This is a genomic window from Fortiea contorta PCC 7126 (genome assembly GCF_000332295.1).
Lineage (GTDB): Bacteria > Cyanobacteriota > Cyanobacteriia > Cyanobacteriales > Nostocaceae > Fortiea > Fortiea contorta.
In genome coordinates, this window is sequence record NZ_KB235930.1 from 598,842 (window position 1) to 620,894 (window position 22,053).

The 22,053-nt window shown below is 42.1% G+C and carries 18 protein-coding genes and 1 rRNA gene (1 of these 19 cut by a window edge); 6 read left to right on the forward strand and 13 right to left on the reverse strand.

What is annotated here, in order from left to right; all coding sequences use genetic code 11:
* The first annotated feature begins 60 nt into the window (after nt 1–60).
* Nucleotides 61–273 carry a hypothetical protein gene (locus MIC7126_RS0102845; RefSeq protein WP_017651608.1) on the forward strand — a complete coding sequence of 71 codons (213 nt, stop codon included), beginning with the start codon at nt 61–63 and terminating at the stop codon, nt 271–273.
* Nucleotides 260–676, forward strand: a complete 417-nt coding sequence (locus MIC7126_RS0102850; protein ID WP_017651609.1) for a type II toxin-antitoxin system VapC family toxin — start codon at nt 260–262, stop codon at nt 674–676. The genes MIC7126_RS0102845 and MIC7126_RS0102850 overlap by 14 nt, the downstream gene beginning before the upstream one ends.
* A 103-nt stretch (nt 677–779) precedes the next feature.
* Here the strand turns inward: MIC7126_RS0102850 and MIC7126_RS0102855 are convergent, their stop codons facing one another.
* The 8 genes from MIC7126_RS0102855 to MIC7126_RS0102890 form a co-directional block, all read right to left on the reverse strand.
* The gene (locus MIC7126_RS0102855) at nt 780–1,538 is read right to left on the reverse strand and encodes a hypothetical protein (RefSeq protein WP_017651610.1); all 759 of its coding nucleotides are present in this window, start codon (nt 1,536–1,538) and stop codon (nt 780–782) included.
* Nucleotides 1,539–1,763: 225 nt separating this feature from the next.
* Nucleotides 1,764–2,873 (reverse strand): glutamate 5-kinase, encoded by a 1,110-nt coding sequence (gene proB, locus MIC7126_RS0102860; protein WP_017651611.1) that lies wholly within the window; start codon nt 2,871–2,873, stop codon nt 1,764–1,766.
* Nucleotides 2,874–3,065: 192 nt separating this feature from the next.
* On the reverse strand, nt 3,066–3,605 hold the full coding sequence (locus tag MIC7126_RS0102865; protein ID WP_026099988.1) for a YqeG family HAD IIIA-type phosphatase: 540 nt from the start codon (nt 3,603–3,605) through the stop codon (nt 3,066–3,068).
* A 311-nt stretch (nt 3,606–3,916) separates the two neighbouring features.
* The gene (locus MIC7126_RS0102870; RefSeq protein WP_017651613.1) at nt 3,917–4,489 is read right to left on the reverse strand and encodes a DUF3727 domain-containing protein; all 573 of its coding nucleotides are present in this window, start codon (nt 4,487–4,489) and stop codon (nt 3,917–3,919) included.
* Nucleotides 4,490–4,628: 139 nt separating this feature from the next.
* Nucleotides 4,629–5,105: a Holliday junction resolvase RuvX gene (ruvX, locus tag MIC7126_RS0102875; protein WP_017651614.1), complete on the reverse strand. Its 477-nt coding sequence runs from the start codon at nt 5,103–5,105 to the stop codon at nt 4,629–4,631.
* Nucleotide 5,106: 1 nt separating this feature from the next.
* The gene (locus MIC7126_RS0102880) at nt 5,107–6,369 is read right to left on the reverse strand and encodes a GNAT family N-acetyltransferase (protein ID WP_017651615.1); all 1,263 of its coding nucleotides are present in this window, start codon (nt 6,367–6,369) and stop codon (nt 5,107–5,109) included.
* A gap of 211 nt (nt 6,370–6,580) precedes the next feature.
* On the reverse strand, nt 6,581–6,790 hold the full coding sequence (locus MIC7126_RS0102885) for a hypothetical protein (protein WP_017651616.1): 210 nt from the start codon (nt 6,788–6,790) through the stop codon (nt 6,581–6,583).
* A gap of 245 nt (nt 6,791–7,035) precedes the next feature.
* Complete coding sequence (locus MIC7126_RS0102890; RefSeq protein ID WP_017651617.1) at nt 7,036–10,611, reverse strand: WD40 repeat domain-containing protein; 3,576 nt, start codon at nt 10,609–10,611, stop codon at nt 7,036–7,038.
* Nucleotides 10,612–10,796: 185 nt separating this feature from the next.
* Between MIC7126_RS0102890 and nuoB the strand changes: the two genes are divergently transcribed.
* The gene (nuoB, locus tag MIC7126_RS0102895; protein WP_026099989.1) at nt 10,797–11,483 is read left to right on the forward strand and encodes an NADH-quinone oxidoreductase subunit NuoB; all 687 of its coding nucleotides are present in this window, start codon (nt 10,797–10,799) and stop codon (nt 11,481–11,483) included.
* Nucleotides 11,484–11,577: 94 nt separating this feature from the next.
* On the opposite strand, the gene MIC7126_RS0102900 is transcribed toward nuoB, so the two are convergent.
* The gene (locus MIC7126_RS0102900; RefSeq protein ID WP_017651619.1) at nt 11,578–12,165 is read right to left on the reverse strand and encodes a hypothetical protein; all 588 of its coding nucleotides are present in this window, start codon (nt 12,163–12,165) and stop codon (nt 11,578–11,580) included.
* Between the two features lie 283 nt (nt 12,166–12,448).
* On the opposite strand from MIC7126_RS0102900, the gene MIC7126_RS0102905 reads away from it, so the two are divergent.
* Nucleotides 12,449–13,033, forward strand: a complete 585-nt coding sequence (locus MIC7126_RS0102905) for an LURP-one-related family protein (protein WP_017651620.1) — start codon at nt 12,449–12,451, stop codon at nt 13,031–13,033.
* 2 nt (nt 13,034–13,035) lie between these two features.
* Here the strand turns inward: MIC7126_RS0102905 and MIC7126_RS0102910 are convergent, their stop codons facing one another.
* Nucleotides 13,036–14,115 (reverse strand): peptidoglycan-binding domain-containing protein, encoded by a 1,080-nt coding sequence (locus MIC7126_RS0102910; protein ID WP_017651621.1) that lies wholly within the window; start codon nt 14,113–14,115, stop codon nt 13,036–13,038.
* Nucleotides 14,116–14,286: 171 nt separating this feature from the next.
* The gene (locus MIC7126_RS0102915; protein ID WP_017651622.1) at nt 14,287–15,228 is read right to left on the reverse strand and encodes an N-acetylmuramoyl-L-alanine amidase; all 942 of its coding nucleotides are present in this window, start codon (nt 15,226–15,228) and stop codon (nt 14,287–14,289) included.
* 262 nt (nt 15,229–15,490) lie between these two features.
* Here MIC7126_RS0102915 and bchH point away from each other — a divergent pair, with 262 nt between their 5' ends.
* On the forward strand, nt 15,491–19,174 hold the full coding sequence (bchH, locus tag MIC7126_RS0102920) for a magnesium chelatase subunit H (protein WP_017651623.1): 3,684 nt from the start codon (nt 15,491–15,493) through the stop codon (nt 19,172–19,174).
* Between the two features lie 45 nt (nt 19,175–19,219).
* Here bchH and MIC7126_RS0102925 read toward each other — a convergent pair whose 3' ends face one another.
* Both MIC7126_RS0102925 and glyQ read right to left on the reverse strand, forming a co-directional pair.
* Nucleotides 19,220–19,705: a DUF4079 domain-containing protein gene (locus MIC7126_RS0102925; RefSeq protein ID WP_017651624.1), complete on the reverse strand. Its 486-nt coding sequence runs from the start codon at nt 19,703–19,705 to the stop codon at nt 19,220–19,222.
* 376 nt (nt 19,706–20,081) lie between these two features.
* Nucleotides 20,082–20,960, reverse strand: a complete 879-nt coding sequence (gene glyQ, locus MIC7126_RS0102935; RefSeq protein WP_017651626.1) for a glycine--tRNA ligase subunit alpha — start codon at nt 20,958–20,960, stop codon at nt 20,082–20,084.
* Nucleotides 20,961–21,268: 308 nt separating this feature from the next.
* On the opposite strand from glyQ, the gene MIC7126_RS0102940 reads away from it, so the two are divergent.
* Nucleotides 21,269–22,053 (forward strand): 16S ribosomal RNA (locus MIC7126_RS0102940); it runs 702 nt beyond the window's last position.

Sequence of the window (22,053 nt, forward strand, 5' to 3'; positions counted from 1 at the left end):
TACTAGGACTATCTTCGAGTGATATTTGGATAGAATAAGCGAACAAGTTGGAAAAAACCGATGAGAGTAATTGTGACCGAGCAAGGAGCGCTAATTCCTAAACAACTTCTCGAAGGTGTTCGAGAAATAGAAATCCACAACCAACAGGGAATTCTGCTCGTTTTACCAATTTTTGAGGGAGATCCGATTCTTCAATTAGGTCAAGAACCCATTACTGATCTGGTAGAAGACGCTTCTATTAATCACGATCGCTATCTGTATGCCAACCCGTAAGATTTTTCTCGATACCAGCTATCTTCTAGCTCTGGAATTAGCAAACGATCAAAATCATCAGGTAGCGCAAACTCATTGGCATCAGGTAATTACTGCCTCACCAGCATTTGTGACAACTTCCTATATTTTTGATGAAGTTGTAACTTATTTCAACAGTCGTAATCATCATGCCAAAGCAGTACAAGTTGGTAATCTTCTTTTGTTAAGTCCTTCTGTCCAATTTGTTCACGTTGATGAAGTGCTGTTCTATGTTGGTTGGGCATATTTTCAGCAGCATCAAGATAAGGGCTATTCTCTCACTGATTGTATCTCTTTTATGGTGATGCAAAAACATGGTATTGAAACTGCTTATACCTTTGACCAACATTTCGTTCAGGCTGGTTTTCAGAAGGAGCCAGCGTAGTCTATTCACGGTGCAAAGAAGAACTATATTTTTGGCAGTGTTAATGTAGGGATAAGAGGGTAAGAGATATTGAATAGAGGCGTTGCAAACTTTGCAAACTGATTCATTCGTTGACCTTTAGCTCCACTTTAGATATCGTTTTAGAACTGCTAGGCTCTAAAATAAGAGTAGCTCTACGACGCTCACCCTGAGTCCAAGGTTCAGGGTAGGGAGTTAGAGCAGGTGAGAAGTTTAATTGCCGAGTGTCAGATTGGACTCTTTGTAAGTCATACAGTTTAGCCGTAATATTAGATATACTAAGGTTACTTCTAGCTTCAGCAATAAAAACTAATTGTTTAAGACCATAATTTTTCTCTATTTTTACGTCCTCTACGACAAAGTAGTCATTCACATTTCCCCAAGCCACTGCAATATCTAAATTCGGTTTGTTTGTATTACCTGAAGTTGGAGATTGGTTGGGTGTACGATTAAATGAGCAATTTAAATAAATTGGTTTAGGTCTATTAGGGTTACTTTTGAGATTTAAGTTTTGGTCATAAGGTTCACAACCCTCTTTAGAGATGCGAATTCTGACAAAATCCGTAGTAGGTATTTGAACTCGAAAGGAACCTAAATTATCAGTTGTATCTGTATCAGAACCGCCTTCAGATTCTAAGATTACTTTTGCTCCAACTACAGGAGCTTGAGTACCCTGAGCATAAACACTAACTTTTATACTACTGGAGTCTTTTGGTGTTGGTTCTGTGGGAGGAGATGTGTTTATAATTTTACTCAATTGGTAAACAGCAGCAGCAGCTACAGCTATCGTTATAGCTCCAACTAGAAAAGACCTAAGAGGCTGTGGTAAATTGCTAAGATCCATGTAGGTTCTAAAGGTAAACGTTTATTCATTAAGTAGAAACAACGTTAACTATTTGTTGTTAATACTACTTCATATATAGAAGATTACCCGTAATTATCATGACTGAATTCCCGCATCTAGGGATATCTACCATATAGGGTTTATTTTCGCATATCCGCATATCACAGATATTGATATTCCTTGTGTGGTTAACCGAATACGATCAAAAATAAAATATAGCTGCATCTAAGTCAAAACTAAATTATCCCGGTGAACCACGGTTTCTACACCTGCGTAGCCTAAAATTGTAGAAATTTCCCGCGAGTGACAACCCCGAATTTTTTGCAGTTCACCACTGCTGTAATTTACCAATCCTCTAGCGATTTCGTGACCGTTGGTGTCGCATAATTGCACGGCTGCTTGCGGGTCAAATTCTCCTTCGACTAATTTGATACCCGCTGCTAACAGTGATTTTCCGCCTTGGGAAATGGCAGCGATCGCACCCACATCCAAATATAGTTTTCCCGCTGGGACAAGACCATAAGCTATCCAGCGTTTCCGGGCTGATGTCGGTTCTGGTTGCGGTGCGAAGTGTGTTCCTAATGGTTCACCTTGTAATATTTTTTCTATATTTTTGGGAAATTTACCTTCGGTAATTACGGTACGCACTCCGGCAGCGGTGGCAATTCTCGCAGCGGAAATTTTCGTCACCATACCGCCTGTACCCCATTGGGAACCTTGACCACCTGTTTGAATTTGTAATTGTGCTAGTTCTTTAATGTTACTCACCAAAGAAATTGGTTTAGCGTCGGGTACTGAACGGGGATCTGCAGAGTAGAGCCTGTCTACATCGGTGAGCAAAAATAGCCAATCTGCTTCTACTAAGCTAGCAACTAAGGCAGAGAGAGTGTCATTATCACCAAATTTCAATTCCTCCACTGCCACCGTATCATTTTCATTCACCACGGGAATTACTCCCATTCCCAGCAGTTCTTGAAAGGTGTTGTTGATGTTGAGGTAGCGGCTACGCTGTACTAAATCGCTACGTGTCAATAGAACTTGGGCGATTGGCTGTTGGAGGATGGTAAATAAATCGTCGTATATCCGCATTAATCTTCCTTGTCCGACTGCAGCTACCGCTTGTTTGAGGGCGATGGCTTTGGGGCGTTCACTCAAGCCCAATCGCGCACAACCAACCCCCACCGCACCGGAAGAAACCAAAATCACCCGATGGCGTTGTTGTCTTAAAGCTGAGAGTGTTTCTGCCAAGGTAGCGATGGTGGAAAGCGCTAGTTGTCCGGTTTCTGGTTGAGTCAGGCTAGATGTACCGATTTTGACGACGATTGTTTTGGTCATTGGTCATTTGAAATTGTAAAGCGCCAGTTCCTCTATATGTGAGGGCTGACGCTCTACGGATTTATGCTTACTTTTTATGGGCTAGAGTCTTTATTTAGCTGACTCCATGTTATTAATACTTATGATCCCCGATTTTTGTCCCCAACAAAGATTTCTTAATTATTTCTTTAGATTTACTTTTCTGAGGATTTGTTACTTTTTGCGAATTTTCTTGTGTTTAGGGGTGATTGTGGCTCCTAATACTTCAGATACCAAAACTTCAAAATTACGGATGGGATGGGAGCGCAACACAGCGTCAGGATGGATAATTGGCTCGACTAGGATAGTGAACATCCCTAGACGATTACCAGCTAGGACATCGGTAAATAAGCGATCGCCCACCATCGCTACTTGATGAACTGGTAAGTCCATTGCTCTGAGTGCAGCTCTGATTTTGCGCCGTGAGGGTTTAGCTGCGCCTAGGTAGTATGGTAGATTTAGCGATCGGGCAATTCCACCGATGCGGGCTTCACTAAGGTTATTACTCACCAACCATAATGCAGTGCATGACCGAATTTGCTCTACCCATTGTCGGAGTTCTGGTGACACTGCTCCCACTGTAATCGGTACTAGAGTTTCATCCACGTCTAACACCAACCCTCTTAGCTCATATTGACGAATAATATCCGGTGTTAAAGTCAAAACTGAGCCTTGCAAAATCAAATCTGGCTGTAGGAGGTTGTTCCAGGTCATAGTTAAAAAATAAGAGTCAACAGAAGTTTGGGTGTTGTAGAGACGTAAAAATTTTACGCCTCTACAGGGATTTTCAGCGCCACGCACAATCTTATCTCCCCATCAGCCAAGCTGTGTTTGAGGAGCGGGGATAATCCTCATAGCTTCATTCCCTGTTCCCAAATTCGGCAAAACATCTGTTTTAGCGGACATAATTTTATTAGTCCGCTGCAGTGTCAGCTTAAATTGTCACCAATACAAAAGGGTCGATCTTGTTTGTGATTATAATTAAAAATTTAAAAATGTTACATTTTAATTTTTAATTTTTAATGTTATTCAACCTCATTAAAAAGATGTTCTTCTAATAATGGTTGTACTTTACGAAACTCTTCTGGAGACAGCAATTCAGGTAAACCATTTTTTGATGTGCGGGCAAAAAATAGCAGTGGGTCGAGGGGTGTATAAATTGCATACTCTTGTTCTTCGTCATAGAAACTGGCGAGTAGTTGTAATTGCTCTGGTTCTAAATCTGCTTCTTCATCTTCGATTTCTAAGGTGAAGAGTTCTGATTCTTCCACTGGTGGTAAATCACCTGCGACTGTCAGCGCATAAGCTGTATTCTTCAAAACCAGATTCTGCTCTGATAAAACCGCTTGAGCGGTACCAAAAATTTTATCAATAGTGTCGTCATCTTCTACGAGCACTGCTTCTTCTTCTTCATCTTCACCTTGCCAAGCAAAAATTTCTACAGGTGAATCAACAGGTAGGAGTAAGACATATTCTTGTCCATCCACTGCTAAGGAATGCTCAATATAACATTCGAGGGTTCGCCCTTTGTCGTCTGTCAAAGTTATCGAACCGGCATGAGCATGATCATTTTCTTCAGGGAATTGAGAGGAAAACATAGCCGAATTTTAGGACTTTATAAATGCCAGCCAAGTTGTCAATCGCTTAACTATTTCATAACAAATGCTGTTAAACAAATAGCTTGAGAGTTAGATACAACTGCTGGGGAATAGTTTTCAGAATATCATGTTAAAAGTATCAATACTCGCTAGCTACGGCTGGACTGCGGGATTTAGCTCTGCGAGCATCTAGCCATTGTTGCAAAATTAGAGCTGCGGCTTTGCGGTCAATTAGGGCTTTGTGACGCGAGGGAGAGCGGTTTTCATCTCTGAGCAACTGCTCTGCTTGTAATGAAGTTAAGCGCTCATCGACATATTCCACGGGTAGTGCTAGGGCTTGAGCCAGTCTAGTGGCAAATTTTTGCACTTGACGAGCTTGAAAGCCAACGGAGCCATCCATTGAGTAGGGTAAGCCCATGACTATCACTTCTACTTGACGCTCTTGGACTAGCTGTCGTAAACGCTCGACATCTTGGACAAAAGATGCTCTCTCAATTGTAGTGATTCCTGTAGCAATTAAACCTGTCCGATCGCATCCTGCTACACCAATGCGCTTGCGACCGAAATCTAGTCCTAGGGCTGAAATCAACTGTTTTGGTTGCTCGGGGGTTGTCACACTACTGCTCCTGCTGTGCATCTGCATCTGGTTCGCAAGATGCTTCCAGGTTACAGTTTTTACACCCAAAGTTAGCAGATTCTGATTTATTTGGCGTCTGTCTATCGGTTGATTGCTGTTGCAGTTGTTGTACTTGCTGCACCCATGACATCCCGCCAGGAATTGGTTTGCGTGCTGGTTGTAGACCTTGTAAGACTTCAGGCCATTGAATTCCTTCTAGAGAGACGAATTTAGATTCTCGCAACTTGTGCCAAACTGAACGGGACATGATCAGGGTATGTTCAATGCGATTAGCCCCAATCCTTTCTAAATACTCTTCTCTTTCTGGCTGAAAGTCGGAGGAGGCTAGTTGTAAACTTTGTTGAGGAAAATCTTGAGCAATGCGAGCTAGTTGGGATAATAGTTCTGGATAGAGCCAGGTGTAGGCAGGGTGGACTGTCAGCGTTGCTACATGGGGAGCAATGCCTTTGCGGTCTAGTTGCACCTGGAAATGTCCGATGGCTGCTTTGCGTTGGGGTTCAAATACGTAGCCGCTGACTACTTCTGTTTTTGTGACCCACTGTTTCACCGCATCTGTTAAAACACCGAACAGACTGGTTTTGAAGTCGCGGGTATTGCGATCAAATACCTGACGTACCAGAGGCGGCATGGATGCGGTATCTAGTTGATAGAGTAACTGAGCATCGGCGTTGCTGACAGGTAATAAGTTCGGTAGGTCTGGTTCTCCCTGTGCCAATTCTGACAACAATTCGGAAGTAATTTCCCAATAGGTCATTTCTGCCAGACGTTGGAATCCATTTTGCCGATATAATGCTAACGCTTCGAGGTCACTGACGTTTACTTCTAATATCCAAGTGCGGGCTTCTAAAATCGACTCAAAGCAGTGACGCATCAATTGGGAGCCGATTCCTTGTTTATCAACGCCACGATCTAGGAGGACGCGGTCAATGCGCCAAGTGCTGCGTGTGCGGTTGAACGGGGAGACTTGAATCATTCCTAGCAGCATCCGCCCCTGCTCTGCTACGTAGGAACAGAATAAATATTGCAGCGGGTTGGGGAACCAACTTAAGCATTTGATGAACCCATACCAGCGGTGCAACCATTGCATTTGGCGCTTGATAAAGCAGACTCCCTGAGGAGTGAGGGCTGCAAATGACTCTTGAGTTAAGCGCTCGATGCCATCCAGATCCCGATATTGGGCTGGTCGGATGACAACGCTGAGATTTCTGGGAAGTAATGAAGTCATTTTAATTCGAGCCGCCATCTAGCTTTCAACTAACTGCTCTTTTTGAGTAGTCGTTGCCATATCCATTTTAGCTGGTTTCCGCTGTCTGCTATTGTTCCTAAAGAGTGATTTTTGTCACCTATTACTGAATAGCACGAAAAAAAGCAGGCTTTAAGAATACACTATTTTTGTGTTTATTTAACCTAGCCTGCTTTTATTTTATGTGAAATTATATAAATATTTATGTACTCTAAAGCCCTTGTCGAGAAATTAGCTTTTCAAAGTTAGCTTGAGTTTGATGCAGTAATTGTTCTCGACTACCTTCTTGAATTTGCTTGAGGGGTGGAACCAGATTGCGAGCTTGCAGAGTCATGTGTAGCTGTAGATGGGCAACATATTCGCTAAAATCATCGTTGGCTGCGCTCGCTACACTAGCACCCTTGAGTACGTTTGATTCCATTACGACTGAGTTCTCCTTTCCTAACATTGTGCTGTTTCCTCACATCACTAGAACTTATCATGTTGTTTCAACTTGTTTTTATTTTGCAATGAAGTGTAACGCGAATGGGGATTGTCCAAACTACGCACTGGAGGGGAAAGGGTTGCTTGCGGCTGTCAATAGACTTCTTGCAGAAGTCGGGAACAGGGAACTCTTAACAGGGAACAGAGAGTAGAAAAGGTACTTTTGCAATCTTGTTTAATGAACTATTCGACGGCACCGAGCGTTAGTAACGCAGATTTTTGCGCTGATGTCAAGCCTGTGGCTTGATGAATGTTCATTTGTTCGTAAATGTGTTCGGCTTTGAGGGTGTTAATGCATTTTTTGGTGTGGAGATCCCAAAGTTTAATGGTTGCGTAGGTGTCGCCGGCGATGAGGGTTTGACCGTCTGGACTGAAAGCTAAGGACATGATCCAGGTATGATGTCCTGGGAGAGTGGCAATGCATTCACCATCGACGACAGTCCACAGTTTGATTGTGGTGTCACTGCTACTACTGGCGATGATTTTACCATCGGGGCTGAAGGCGATCGCCCACAGCATGTCTTGATGGGCTGAAATAATTCGCAGACACTCACCCGTTTCTACATCCCATAATCTGATCATGCCTTCAATGGTGCCGCCAGTGGCGAGGGTGCGGTTGTCGGGACTCCAAGCTACCCACCAAACCCAATTTTGATGTCCTGTTAAGGTTTGATAACATTGGTGGCTGTGAATGTCCCAGATGTTGATGGTGTCGTCGAAGCCACCAGATGCTATTTTTGTACCATCTGGACTAAAGGCAACTGACATGCCCAGATGTACGGGGAATTTGTCTAGAAGTCTACCTGTAAAACTGTCCCAGAGTCTAATTGTGCAGTCATAGCCGCTGCTGGTTAAGAGCCGACCGTCTGGGCTGAAAGCGATGCCGGTGACTGCTCCGTTGTGTCCTGGTAAAATTTTGATACACTTGCCTGTGGTCACATCCCACAGCCTAATTGTTTGATCACTACTGCTGCTGGCCAGGATGGGACGCTGTGGATGAAAGGCGACAGCAAAAATTAAATCTTTGTGTCCGTATAAGATGCGACATTCACTATTTTTTGTCCAGAGTCTGACTGTTCCGTCTGCACTACCGCTGGCGATGAGGTCTTCAGCGTCATGGGCGGTGGGACTGTAAGCAACAGATTGTATCCAGTTATTCCTTCCCTGGAGTGTTCTGATACATTCGCCTGTAGTGATATCCCATAACCTGAGAGAAAAGTCATCTCCACCAGTGGCGAGGATAGTTCCTTGGGGGTGAGCAGCGATCGCATCAATGGAATTAAGATGTCCTTGTAGGGTTTTGAGGCATTGTTTGGTGGTGATATCCCAAAGACGAATTGTGCAATCTACCCCACAACTGGCGAGGATGTCGCTATCACCGACAAAGGCGATCGCTAGTATCCCATGCAAATGTCCAGCTAACACACCAATACAAACTTTATTTTCTACATCCCACAAGCGAATGGTTTTGTCTAAGCTACCGCTAGCTAATACCCCAGAAGCAGAAAAAGCAATCGACTTGATCCAGTCTTGGTGTCCTGGTAGGGTTTTGATATGAGCACCTGTAGTCAGATCCCAAAGCCTGATAGTATTATCTTCACTACCACTGGCGAGTATCTGTTGTTGGGGATGCAACGCCACAGACCAAACTTTGCGGCTGTGTCCATGCCATACTTGAGTGCATGACCCTAAACTCAGATTCCAGAGCCTGATGCTAGTATCACTGCTACTGCTGATCAAGTTTTTACCATCGCGGGTAAATCTGAGGCAAATTACACCGTCAGTATGTCCTTGTAGAGTTTGGAGACATTTTCCGGTAATAGTTTCCCAAATTTGAATTGTTTTGTCTTGCCCGGCAGTCGCTAAGATAGTACCATCGGCACTGAAAGCAATACACCAGATAAACCCGATGTGTCCTTGACTCTCAAGTAACTGTTGTCCAGTGGCGAGATCCCACAAACGAAAATAGCCGTCTAAATGGGCTGTTGCTAAAGTTTGACCATTTGGATGAAACGCTACAGAAATGATTGTGGAAAAGGTTTTAGCAAAAATACATTGAGAAAAATCTGCGTGAGTAAAGTTGACTCGATTCAAGGGAGTATCTTGGAGATAAGCTTGGCGAATGGTGAGGTAAGAAAAGTCATAACCTGTCAAGTCGATTTGTAGATAACACAGGAGATTGAGAATATTACCGCCTAAATATCCTGGTTCTAAAGGCAGTGCTTTCTTACCTCTACGGAATTGTTGTAAAATCTGTGTGAGATGAATCGTTATTGCTTGCTCAGTTCGTAGATTTTGCAGTAAGTTGGCAATTAAAGGTTGTAGAATTAGCTTGGTTTGGGCAATGCGGATGTAATCTTTGGCAGTAGCTTTGATCAAAGCGTGGCTATTGCAGATGCTCAAATTGTCACGTGTTTTTCTGAGAATTTCTGCACTTACCTGCTGAATTAACTGATTGGTAACATATTCCATGACCACTGGTTGGAGGGTGAAATATACACAAGCATCTGGAACTGATGTTTTTTCAATGAGACTGCGCCGACTCAGAGATTCTAAAGCTTCCAGTAATGGCATTGATGATCCTGGTAAAATCAAATCACTGGATAATTCTGCGAGAGTCACTGCCTCTCGATTCATTGCTAACCAGTACATCAAATCTTTTTCTAATGGGGAAATGCGGTGAAACTGCTGCCCTAGTAAGTCGTTGATACTGCCAAAAACTGTGGAACCGTGGTTGAGAAATGCATTGATGTTACCAGCAAATAATTCTTGAATGGTGGTAGCAACAATCTTGAGTGCGAGGGGATTACCTGCGTAGTGTTGAATGAGATTTTGCCAATCTGCATCACCACCGGCAAAAAAACTTTTGGTTCTAACTAATTTTAAAGCAGCGATCGCACTTAAACCGCCAATTTGCCACGAGCGTACTGGTAAAGTTTCCCCCGCTAAAACAGCTATTTCGGGGGGTTGCTCTCGACTGGTTAATACCAGACAACTTTGATGGGCGATTTCTCCCAACTGCTGCCAAAATTGACTGTAATTTTCATACCCAGCTTGATAGCGTCCAGATTGCTCACCACTAACCAAGATTGATTCTGCATTATCTAATATAATCAGGCAACGGTGCGATCGCAGATGTGTCATCACCTGAGAAATCAGAGTCCCAATATTTTCTGATAAATTCACAGGTTGACCACTAGCAAAGAATTGTAGCAGATTTGCCAGCAATTCCCTCAACGGCGGGCTATTGCGGAGACTACGCCACACAACAAACTCAAACTGCGCTTGGATTTCCTGTGCCAATTTCACCGCTAAACAAGTTTTCCCAATTCCACCCATCCCCAACAGCGCAACCAACCGACAACCATCATTGATAATCCAGGATTCTAACTGAGTAACTTCCTGTGTGCGTCCAAAAAAAATTGAGACATCGACAGCTTCTCCCCAATCAGTTTTAGTAGGGGTAAGTTTTTCCCCTCCTCCCTGTTCCCCTGCTCTGATGTAGTCACTCGGCGTTAAACTTAAACCAAAAGCTCTAAAAAAGTACTCTAGAGACTGCTTATCAACTCCTTCTGCTTGCGCTAAAACCTTAGAAACGGTAAAAGGGGCTAACTGAGTGCGGTAACTCAGTTCCTCTAGGGTAAACCTGACACCATCATTTTCTATTATTTCCGTTTGATGTCTAGCTGCTTGGAGCTTACGCCATCCTGGGAGACTGAGAACAACACCACGCTTGCGTCTTTGCTTGGGCAATTCCATGAGTTTACCAGGGAAGACAGTTGTTTTTTAGGTGATAAGGTTTAAGTTAGCACCTTAAAACCTTTATCTTTACTGGTGCTGTTGGGGAATTCGTCAGAAACTGGATTTATTGGACGCTACCAAAGATGGAAAGCGACAAAAATCATCCTTTGATAACTGATTTCAAATTTGGGGGTATTCAACCCATGACGAATTCTATAATTAATCCTGTGGAACGTCCACAAGTAACACAGCAACTGTCAGAAAATATTATTCTCACCACAGTAGATGACCTTTATAACTGGGTGAAAATGTCGAGTCTGTATCCCTTGATGTTTGGTACAGCTTGCTGCTATGTTGAGTTTATCGCTGCTTATGCATCCCGCTTTGATTTAGAGCGATTGGGAATGATTCCCCGTGCGACTCCCCGTCAAGCAGACTTGCTGATTACAGCAGGAACTATCACTATGAAGTATGCACCGAATTTGGTGCGACTTTTTGAGCAAATGCCAGAACCCAAATATGTCATTGCTATGGGAGCATGTACAATTACTGGGGGAATGTTCAGCGTGGATTCTCCCTCGACGGTGCGCGGTGTAGATAAATTGATTCCAGTTGATGTTTATATTCCTGGATGTCCACCCAGACCAGAAGCGGTTTTAGATGGCATTATTAAACTGCGGAAAAAAATTGCTAACGAAAGCCTGCAAGAACGACGGCAATATCAACAAATTCACCGCTATTACAGTATCACACACCAAATGCGGGCGGTATCTCCTATCCATGATGGTGAATATCTCAGAAGTTCGACGCGGGAGATTCAACCGTTGGAAGCAAATGCATCTGCAGAATTCAGATTACCATTAGCATTAGCAAAAATTCGCCAAGAGTAAATTATCAGAGCGATCGCACTTTCATCATACCTGATACCCAGCTCCTCGACTTGTTTAAAAAGTCGAGGAGCTACCTCTAATTACAAACGACCAACTACCACTTTTCCCACCAATAAACTATTTCCGTAGCAGAATCGTTAATTGCTACCCCGTAGCTTTCGCCATGACTCCACTTGAAACCAGAGCTACCTCTATCTTGGGCATCTAATACTAATATTTCATAGTCAGAAGGGAAAGACGCGGCTGCGTTATTTGTATAGAAAAAAGTTGTCGGTACACCATCAGATAAGTTAGCGTGGTCATTAGTATTACCACCTTTATATTTATGTTTAGCGATTTTCCGATATTGTAAATGTAAATTTTTGAGCTTTTCTGGTGATTGTTTCCATTTAACTTGCAAAAAACTATTACCCATTGCTGTGCTGGGAGAATAAGCAAGGTTAACATCTTCAGCATCTGCGGGAATTTGACTAGGAAAATGTTTTCGTGGGTAGTTATTAGCTCTAAGGTTTTCACGGATTTGATGATATTCGGAAACAGCGTTGATTATGTCAGGTGAATTGGAGTTACTGAAAGCTTTCCTCAGAAAAAAACTTCCCCCAACAACACCAAAGCTGCTAAGGGAAAGTAAAAGTGTGATAGCAATTTTGAGAAAATGCGATCGCTTCGTCAAATTAGGCATGTTTGCTTGCGAATCATCTACCCAATCACTACTAAGCTAAAGTTGTGTTTTTGCGAATCTAGCTTAGGAGATATTTTTCAAAAATAATTAAATTAATCTGCAAATCGGCGTTGGTGAATCTCTATATAAATTTAGATGTAGAGACGTAAAATTTTACGTCCAATCCACAACGCCAAGCTGTAAATATGTATATTAAGTGACAAAGTGCCAAATGTAGATTATGATACTTGACTCCCAGCAACGGGATTAATAAGGTAGAAAATTTTGACACTTTTGTAAACTTATGCAGTATCCTCTCGAACTCACCTTCAAACTTTGGACACTAGCGCCCCAAATATCTATTGTGGATCATCAAGGGAACTTGATTTTTCACGTTAAGCAGAAACTTTTTAAACTCAAAGAAGCCATCACCGTATTTGCAGATATCGAGCAAACTCGCCCTCTGTATTATATTAAAGCTGATCGAATTATTGATTTTTCCGCTCGCTATGACTTCACGGACAGCCAAGGAAACTATCTTGGGGGAGTAAAACGGCGAGGATTGCGATCGCTTTGGCGCGCTCGTTATGACATATTTGATGGTGATGATAGCACTCTCAGCATCCAGGAAAAAAATCCTTGGGTGAAAGTTGCAGACGCTTTATTTGCAGAAATACCAGTTTTGAGTATATTTACTGGTTATGTCTTCAACCCAGTTTACTTAGCCAGTCGGACTGATGGTACAGTTGTGATGAGATTAGAAAAGATTCCGTCTTTTCTCTCCCGGAGATTCATGATTAAAGCGGTCTCTCAAGTGAGCGATCGCGAAGCCGAACAACTACTGTTAAGCTTGGTAATGATGCTTTTATTGGAACGCGATCGCGGCTAAAATTAATAACCATCAACTGACCAATGGGGAGGATCATTCCTCAGTTTATAAACTCCATAGGTACTACCTACAGTCCATAGAGGTTGATTCAAAGCAGCATTCGGTGGATCGCTTATCGTAACAACTTTTCCGTTAGCATCCCTAATATTAATTGTTCCCTTCCAAGTCACATTCCAATCAATAGCGAGTTTTTGAGTGTGGCGAGAATTTAAAGCTACAGGATTACCCCCAATACCATAAGCCTCCACCATTTCTTTGACGCCTTGTAACGAACCAGCATTAGTATAATGCTCCCACTCAATATCTACTCCAGCCATCGCTGGTACAAATCTCGGTGCAATCTCTTGGCGACTAATTCTAGCAGCATAATGCATCAGATAAGCCCGTTCTTTAGGCCGATGAGTAGCACTGACAATGACTTGACATCCAGCATCAATCAGCGCTTTTTGAAATGCTTCTACTTTTTGCCGAAATGGTGAAGTTAAATCAGCAATCAATCTGCTTGTAGGAAAATTATCAATCCAATGAGCACCGCTGAGGCGAAATCTCTGAATTTTGGCATAATTATTTACAATATCCATAGCTGGGATCAAATCTTCTCCCAGTTTCTGTTTAGTGATATTACTCAGCGAATTTTCTACTTCTTCACGCAGTCTTACATCTCTTTTTTTATATGCTTCGCCCAATCCTTTAATGCTTGCGGGGCCAAAATCACCATCTATTTTTAAAAATGGATTCAGTTGTCCAACCCGATTAATAACTGCTTGTAAATCTTTTACTTCCGCTTCACCAAAACGGAGATAAGCAAGCAAAGTTTTAGCAGATAGATTAGGAAGTTTAAAAATCAGACCTTGATTTAAAGCTTTAGCATAGGTCAAATTAGTAACAATTCCATCAGCTGTCAAATTATTTCTTTGTTGATAGCTAATAGTCGCTGCTTCAGTTTGTTTACCAAAGTCGCCATCAGCCACTCCGGCTAAAAATTCAGCATCCAACAAAAAACTTTGCCAAGCAACAACTGTAGCCCCTTCAGAGCCAAATTTTAACACTGGTAACTTTAGAATACTAACATCAAAAGCCATCGTTTCTCCCCACTATTTATTCTTTGTCTGTACAGACGTTTTCATCCAATATTCATACAACGCACTTTGAGTTTAACTGAACTAGATTTTTACATAAAATTGTCAATCATCATGAATTGGTATATTTACATGATTAATTGACAATTTCATCCAGCTTAATTTTGGTAATAACTAGCCAATTAATCTTTGCCAAGAAAGATTACCAATAATACCATCATCAACTAAGCCATTCTGTTTTTGAAAAGTCTTAACTCTTGCTTCCAATTGTGGATCATAGACACCATCTATTTGAGCACCAAGACGATGTTCTAAGTATCTAATGACTGGCCCACCAGCGTGATTTGGTCTAATAACACGTTTGGCTAAAATCAAATTGATTGCATCCCACGTAGCTTTATCACCAGATCCCGTCACTGGAATTCCCGCAATAACTTGAAACTTTTCGACTGCTGTTTTTGTGGAAATACCAGATAAGTTATCTTCTTGGAGTGGCTTACCATTTCTATCGGTGATCTTCAGTCTATTTAAAGCTTTTTGCAACCTGAGTATAGTCGTATCTGCATTATCTTCCTCATCTGGTACAGGAACTACAGGCGCAGAAGGTAATTTACCTGTCAAACCTTTAACAATCGCATTAGCTAGACTTTCTTCATTGAGCAGACTAATATCTTTCTGTGAATCAATAAAACAACCTTCAATTAAAATCGCAGGCATGTCTGTATTTCGCAACACAAACAAGTGAGAACCACTCTTTACACCACGATTAAAAAAGCCTAACTTGACGATTTCATCTAATACAGGTTTAGCAATTTTTCGGCTATTCTCGCCAATAGCAAAGACCTCTGTCCCATTAGCTTGCTTGTTAAAGCTGTTAAAATGAATTGAGACAAATACATCAACTTTGCTAGCGTTAGCTTTTTCGCATCTTTTAGAAAGAGAATCGCGTACTGTACTAGCTTTATCTGGTTTGCAGGTTACAACTTCGTTGCCTAAAGCTTTTAATTTTGCTATTACTCTATTGCCTACATCTAAAGTTAAATTATCTTCAAATTTGAGTCCTCTAGCTCCTGTATCTGGGGGACAATTATGTCCAATATCAATTCCAAATTTCATTTGTTCGTCCTCTACTCATTCTTATAGTAGTTTAAAATTTTTAGTAGCTAGACTACCATAAACATTAACAGTATAAAATACAACTTGTGTTACGGTAATATTTTTTCCTCAATCAGTAGAATTACTTTAACTCAGTATTGTTCCTGTGCTTGGTGTATTTTTCCCCAGTACTAAAACTTCCCAACTATTGGTAGATGTTTTGTCAATCAGCCGGATAGCAGGTTTAAGATCAAAGTAAAGAAATATTTCTTAGCTTACGAGCATGAAACGCATCGTCTTGATTGCTGGGTTTGAATCATTCAACACTGAATTGTACAGGAAAGCAGCTTTTTTGGCTAATTCTCGCTGTCCTGAGTTGGATATTCGGGTATTTAGCGATCGCAATATTACCACCACGCCCCAGGAAGTAGCTGCAGCACTCGAAAGTGCTGACGTATTTTTCGGCAGCTTACTATTTGATTATGACCAAGTTTTGTGGCTGCGCGATCGCATCACTCAAATTCCCATCCGTCTCGTATTTGAGTCAGCCCTAGAACTGATGAGTTTAACCAAACTAGGCAACTTTGCTATCGGCGACAAGCCTAAAGGAATGCCCAAACCAGTTAAATTCATTCTAGACAAATTCAGCAACGGACGAGAAGAAGACAAACTCGCTGGCTATATCAGCTTCTTAAAAATCGGCCCGAAACTATTGAAATACATACCAGTGCAAAAAGTGCAAGACTTACGCAACTGGTTAATTATCTATGGTTACTGGAATGCTGGCGGCCCTGAAAACGTCGCCTCATTATTCTGGACATTAGCAGAAAAATACTTAGATTTAAAAGTCGGTGATATTCCCCAACCAATCGAAACCCCCAACATGGGTTTACTTCATCCCGACTACCCAGGATTTTTTGAGTCACCCCGTCAATATCAGCAATGGTATCAAAAAAGAATAGCGACACAAAAAGATGAAAATTCGTCCCATCCTCCAGTAGTCGGAATCTTGCTATATCGCAAACATGTCATCACCAAGCAACCATACATCCCTCAACTGATTAAGCGTTTTGAACAAGCAGGGCTGATTCCCGTACCCATCTTTATCAACGGTGTCGAAGGACACGTAGCCGTGAGAGATTGGATGACAACTGACTACGAAACTCAACAACGGCAACAAGGTAACATTGAAACCCCCTCACTTTCCACTGAAGCCGTCAAAGTTGACGCAATTATCTCCACAATCGGCTTTCCCCTTGTCGGGGGCCCCGCTGGTTCCATGGAAGCAGGACGCCAAGTAGAAGTAGCCAAGCGTATCCTCACTGCCAAAAATGTACCTTACTTCGTCGCCGCCCCACTGCTAATCCAAGATATCCACTCCTGGACACGCCAAGGTATCGGCGGCTTGCAAAGTGTCGTCTTGTATGCATTACCAGAATTAGACGGCGCTATTGATACCGTTCCCCTTGGTGGCTTAGTAGGTGAAAATATTTACATAATTCCCGAACGGGTAGAGCGATTAATTGGTAGAGTCAAAAGCTGGGTAGCTTTACGACAAAAACCGCTATCCCAACGTAAAATCGCCATCATTTTGTATGGTTTTCCTCCCGGTTACGGCGCCGTGGGTACAGCCGCTCTATTAAATGTTCCCCGTAGTCTCCTCAAGTTTCTCCACGCACTACAAGCCCAAGGATACACAGTAGGCGATTTACCTGAAGATGGCGAAGAGTTAATTAGTTGGGTAAAAGTAGCAGACGAATCTTATCCAATCAATGTAGAAACGGAAAATTTCCCATCTCCACACACAAAAAATACTGTTAATACCAAAACTTTAGAAAAATGGCTGGGATATCTCCGCACTTCTCGCATCGAAAAACAATGGAAATCTTTAACTGGGAGCGGAATCAAAACCTACGGTGATGAGTTACAAATTGGTGGTCTGCAATTAGGAAACGTGTGGATAGGTGTGCAACCGCCTCTAGGGATACAAGGCGACCCCATGCGGTTAATGTTTGAACGCGACTTAACTCCTCATCCTCAATATGCTGCTTTCTACAAATGGTTACAAAATGAATTTCAAGCTGATGCTGTAGTTCATTTTGGAATGCATGGAACTGTAGAATGGTTGCCCGGTTCTCCTCTTGGTAACACAGGTTATTCTTGGTCGGATATTTTATTAGGAAATCTACCTAATCTATATATATACGCTGCGAATAATCCTTCTGAATCTATTCTAGCAAAACGTCGTGGTTATGGTGTATTAATTTCCCACAACGTACCACCTTATGGACGTGCAGGTTTATATAAAGAATTGATATCTTTGCGAGATTTAATTTCCGAGTATCGGGAAGATAAAGAAAAAAATTATTTATTGAAAACAGCTATTTGTCAAAAAATTGTGGACACTGGTTTAGAAACAGATTGCCCATTCGATGACGCAAAAAGACTGGGAATCGCTTTTAGTCCTGAGAATATGCAAATGTTTAGCAATCATGCTTTTGATGATTATTTAGTAACATTATTTACTTATTTACAGATATTAGAAAATCGGTTGTTTTCTTCTGGTTTACATACTTTGGGAGAACCACCAAACGAAGAAGAATTAGCTAGCTATTTGACAGCTTATTTTGGGGACAAACAAGCAGACAATAAAGAAGCAAAGCAAATAGCAGATTTGTTGATGCAAACTACCGATGAATTAACCAATTTATTAAGAGGATTGAACGGCGAATTTATCGCACCCACGCCTGGTGGTGATTTGCTGAGAGATGGTTCCGGTGTCTTACCTACAGGAAGAAATATTCATGCTTTAGATCCTTATAGAATGCCTTCACCCGCTGCTTATGAAAGAGGGCGAGAAATCGCTCAAAAAATTATTACTCAGCATTTACAAGAACATGGAAATTATCCAGAAACTGTGGCAGTAATGTTATGGGGACTAGACACAATCAAAACTAAGGGAGAATCACTGGGAATTTTATTAGAGTTAGTAGGGGCTGAACCAATAAAGGAAGGAACTGGAAGAATTGTTCGTTACGAATTGAAATCTCTATCTGACATTGGACATCCTCGAATTGACGTATTAGCAAATCTGTCGGGTATCTTTCGAGATAGTTTTGTTAATATCATCGAATTATTGGATGATTTGTTTCAACGAGCGGCTGATATTGATGAACCAGAAGACCAAAATTTTATTAGAAAACATGCCTTAAATTTAAAAGCTCAAGGTGTAGAAAATGCATCAGCAAGATTGTTTTCTAATCCTACAGGCGATTTTGGTTCTTTGGTGAATGATAGAGTTGTAGATGGTAACTGGGAATCTGGTGATGAGTTAGGTAATACATGGCAAAGTCGCAATGTCTTTAGTTACGGTAGACGAGATAAAGGTCAAGCTAGACCGGAGGTTTTGAATACATTATTAAAAACAAGCGATCGCATTATTCAAGAAATTGATTCTGTAGAATATGGTTTAACAGATATACAGGAATATTACGCCAACACAGGCGGCTTGAAAAAAGCAGCAGAAACACAAAGCCACAAAAAGATAACTACCAGCTTTGTTGAAAGCTTCTCAAAAGACACAACACCGCGTAATTTAGATGATTTATTACGCATAGAATACCGCACAAAATTAGTCAACCCCAAATGGGCACAAGCAATGGCGAGTCAAGGTTCTGGCGGCGCATTTGAAATTTCACAACGCATGACAGCTTTAATTGGTTGGGGCGCAACCGCCGACTTTCAAGATAATTGGGTATACGACCAAGCCGCAGATACTTATGCTTTAGATCCAGAAATGGCAGAAAAGTTACGTCAAGCCAATCCAGAAGCTTTCCGCAATATTATCGGCAGAATCTTAGAAGCGCATGGGCGGGGTTTTTGGCAAGCTGACCAAAATAAGCTAGAAAAATTACGTCAATTATATGAGTTAGCAGATGAGCAATTAGAAGGCGTTACAGTTGAGTAGGCGTTAAAGATTATGCAACGCCTTACAAATTTTAAAATAACTCTATCAAAATGATAGACCCAACTTTAAACCCAGTGCAGCATGGTAAAACAAAATCAAAAGCGCAACAGTTCCTAAATAAGCATGAGTCGCCCGTAATACTTTTTTATTTCCAAAAAATCCACTCAAAGCAATTATGACGTTAATTACTAACAATAACAGCACCAGTGAACCAGTATAAAAATGGGGACTTTTAAAGATTGGTTGATGATGCATTACTATAGCCAACACCCCGCCTATATATCCGCCTGCTAAAGATACAAACAGCCACGGTGCTAACTGACGGTGAGCGATTCGACTTTTAACAGCAGCATCCTTATCTTGATTTTCCAGTAATTTTCCCCTCCAACCCGCCACTCCTACAAAACTACCTAGCACAAAAATAGCGATCGCCATCATCACCGGATGCCCCCAATGTACAATTACATGAGGCAATCCCAGAAAATGAAACCAACTTGCGATCGGTTCTAAAACTGCATTTACATCCACCATCTACACTCAGCCCTTAAAAAATTAATTTTCCCAAACTTCTCACTTTGTGCATCTGTGCGTTTCTGCGTGAGACAAATTCATAAGCATGTTGAGATCATCATATTTTGCCGCGAAATAATCCTTAACTTCCTTCCGAGACAGCAACATCACTGGCGTTCCCCGTCGGATTGGTTGTAATAATGCGTTTAGACTACATTGAGAAACGCTCGCTTTCCTGTAAACACCACTGAAACTGATACCAGGTATGCGAAAGTAATCACCAATTTGTAATTTTTCAAAAGTCATCATCATGCTCAAATTAGAAAAATAGAAATCAATTAAAAAACTCCTCATCTTCCTTATCGCTGTTGCCAAAGTTGTAAATTACCAACACTACTCAACTAGATTTCTCCCTTAACAAGGGAAAACCTAACTTCTCCCTTTGTTCAACATATAAATGAGCCACCTTCCGCGCTAAATGCCGAATCCTAGTAATATACCGAGTACGTTCTGTGACTGAGATTACACCCCGCGCATCCAGCAAATTGAAAGTATGCGAACACTTAATTACGTAGTCCAAGCTGGGTAAAACCAACCCTCGCTCCGTTAACTGTGTAGCTTCCTGTTCATATAAATTAAACAGTGTCAGCAACAACTCAGGATTTGACGCTTCAAAGTTATAAGTACTCTGCTCAATTTCATTTTGTAGGAACACGTCACCATAGGTAATGTCGTCTGTCCACTGGATTTTTGTAATTGCTTCCACCTGCTGGAGGTACATCGTTAACCGCTCTAACCCATAAGTAATCTCAATCGACACGGGACGACAATCAATACCTCCACATTGCTGAAAATAGGTAAATTGAGTGATTTCCATCCCATCCAGCCATACTTCCCAGCCAGTACCCCAAGCACCCACCGTTGCGTCCTCCCAGTTATCCTCCACAAAGCGGACGTCATGGTCTTCAGGACGAATACCTAAAGCCCTTAAGGAATCAAGATAAATCTCTTGGATATTATCTGGCGAAGGCTTAATTAAAACTTGATACTGATAATAGTGTTGGAAACGGTTAGGATTCTCGCCATAACGACCATCTGTGGGACGTCGGCATGGTTCAACATAAGCCACAGCCCAGGGTTCAGGGCCCAATGCCCTTAGAAATGTGTGAGGATTCTTAGTTCCAGCCCCTTTCTCAATGTCATAAGGTTGAGCAATTAGGCAACCGCGATCGCTCCAAAACTCATGCAACACAGCTATTACCGACTGAAAATTCACCTTCTACTCCTCCTTCATCATCACATTGCATAAACCATTGTCACCTAAACCCAACAATGTGAGGAGTTTCCAGGGATTAAACCTAGCTCAAAAAAATTTTTCCAAAAAGAGTTGACAACCAAAGAGAGGTTGGATATATTGAATAAGTGCCTGAAAGCGAAGCGCGAAAGAGCGACGCCGGAAGGACGCCGAACCATGAAAAAATTATAGTTTGAAAGCTAGTATAAAACAAGTAGCCTGCGTCAGAAAAGAGAATCACCAGGCTAGGTGTAAAACAGCCAAAAGAGCTAAAGAAAACGAACGTTAACAAAACGGAGAGTTTGATCCTGGCTCAGGATGAACGCTGGCGGTATGCTTAACACATGCAAGTCGAACGGAATCTTCGGATTTAGTGGCGGACGGGTGAGTAACGCGTGAGAATCTGGCTTCAGGTCGGGGACAACCACTGGAAACGGTGGCTAATACCGGATGTGCCGAAAGGTAAAAGGCTTGCTGCCTGAAGATGAGCTCGCGTCTGATTAGCTAGTTGGTAGAGTAAGAGCCTACCAAGGCGACGATCAGTAGCTGGTCTGAGAGGATGATCAGCCACACTGGGACTGAGACACGGCCCAGACTCCTACGGGAGGCAGCAGTGGGGAATTTTCCGCAATGGGCGAAAGCCTGACGGAGCAATACCGCGTGAGGGAGGAAGGCTCTTGGGTCGTAAACCTCTTTTCTCAAGGAAGAATAAAATGACGGTACTTGAGGAATAAGCATCGGCTAACTCCGTGCCAGCAGCCGCGGTAATACGGAGGATGCAAGCGTTATCCGGAATGATTGGGCGTAAAGCGTCCGCAGGTGGCTGTGTAAGTCTGCTGTTAAAGAGCAAAGCTCAACTTTGTAAAAGCAGTGGAAACTACACGGCTAGAGTGCGTTCGGGGCAGAGGGAATTCCTGGTGTAGCGGTGAAATGCGTAGAGATCAGGAAGAACACCGGTGGCGAAAGCGCTCTGCTAGGCCGCAACTGACACTGAGGGACGAAAGCTAGGGGAGCGAATGGGATTAGATACCCCAGTAGTCCTAGCCGTAAACGATGGATACTAGGCGTGGCTTGT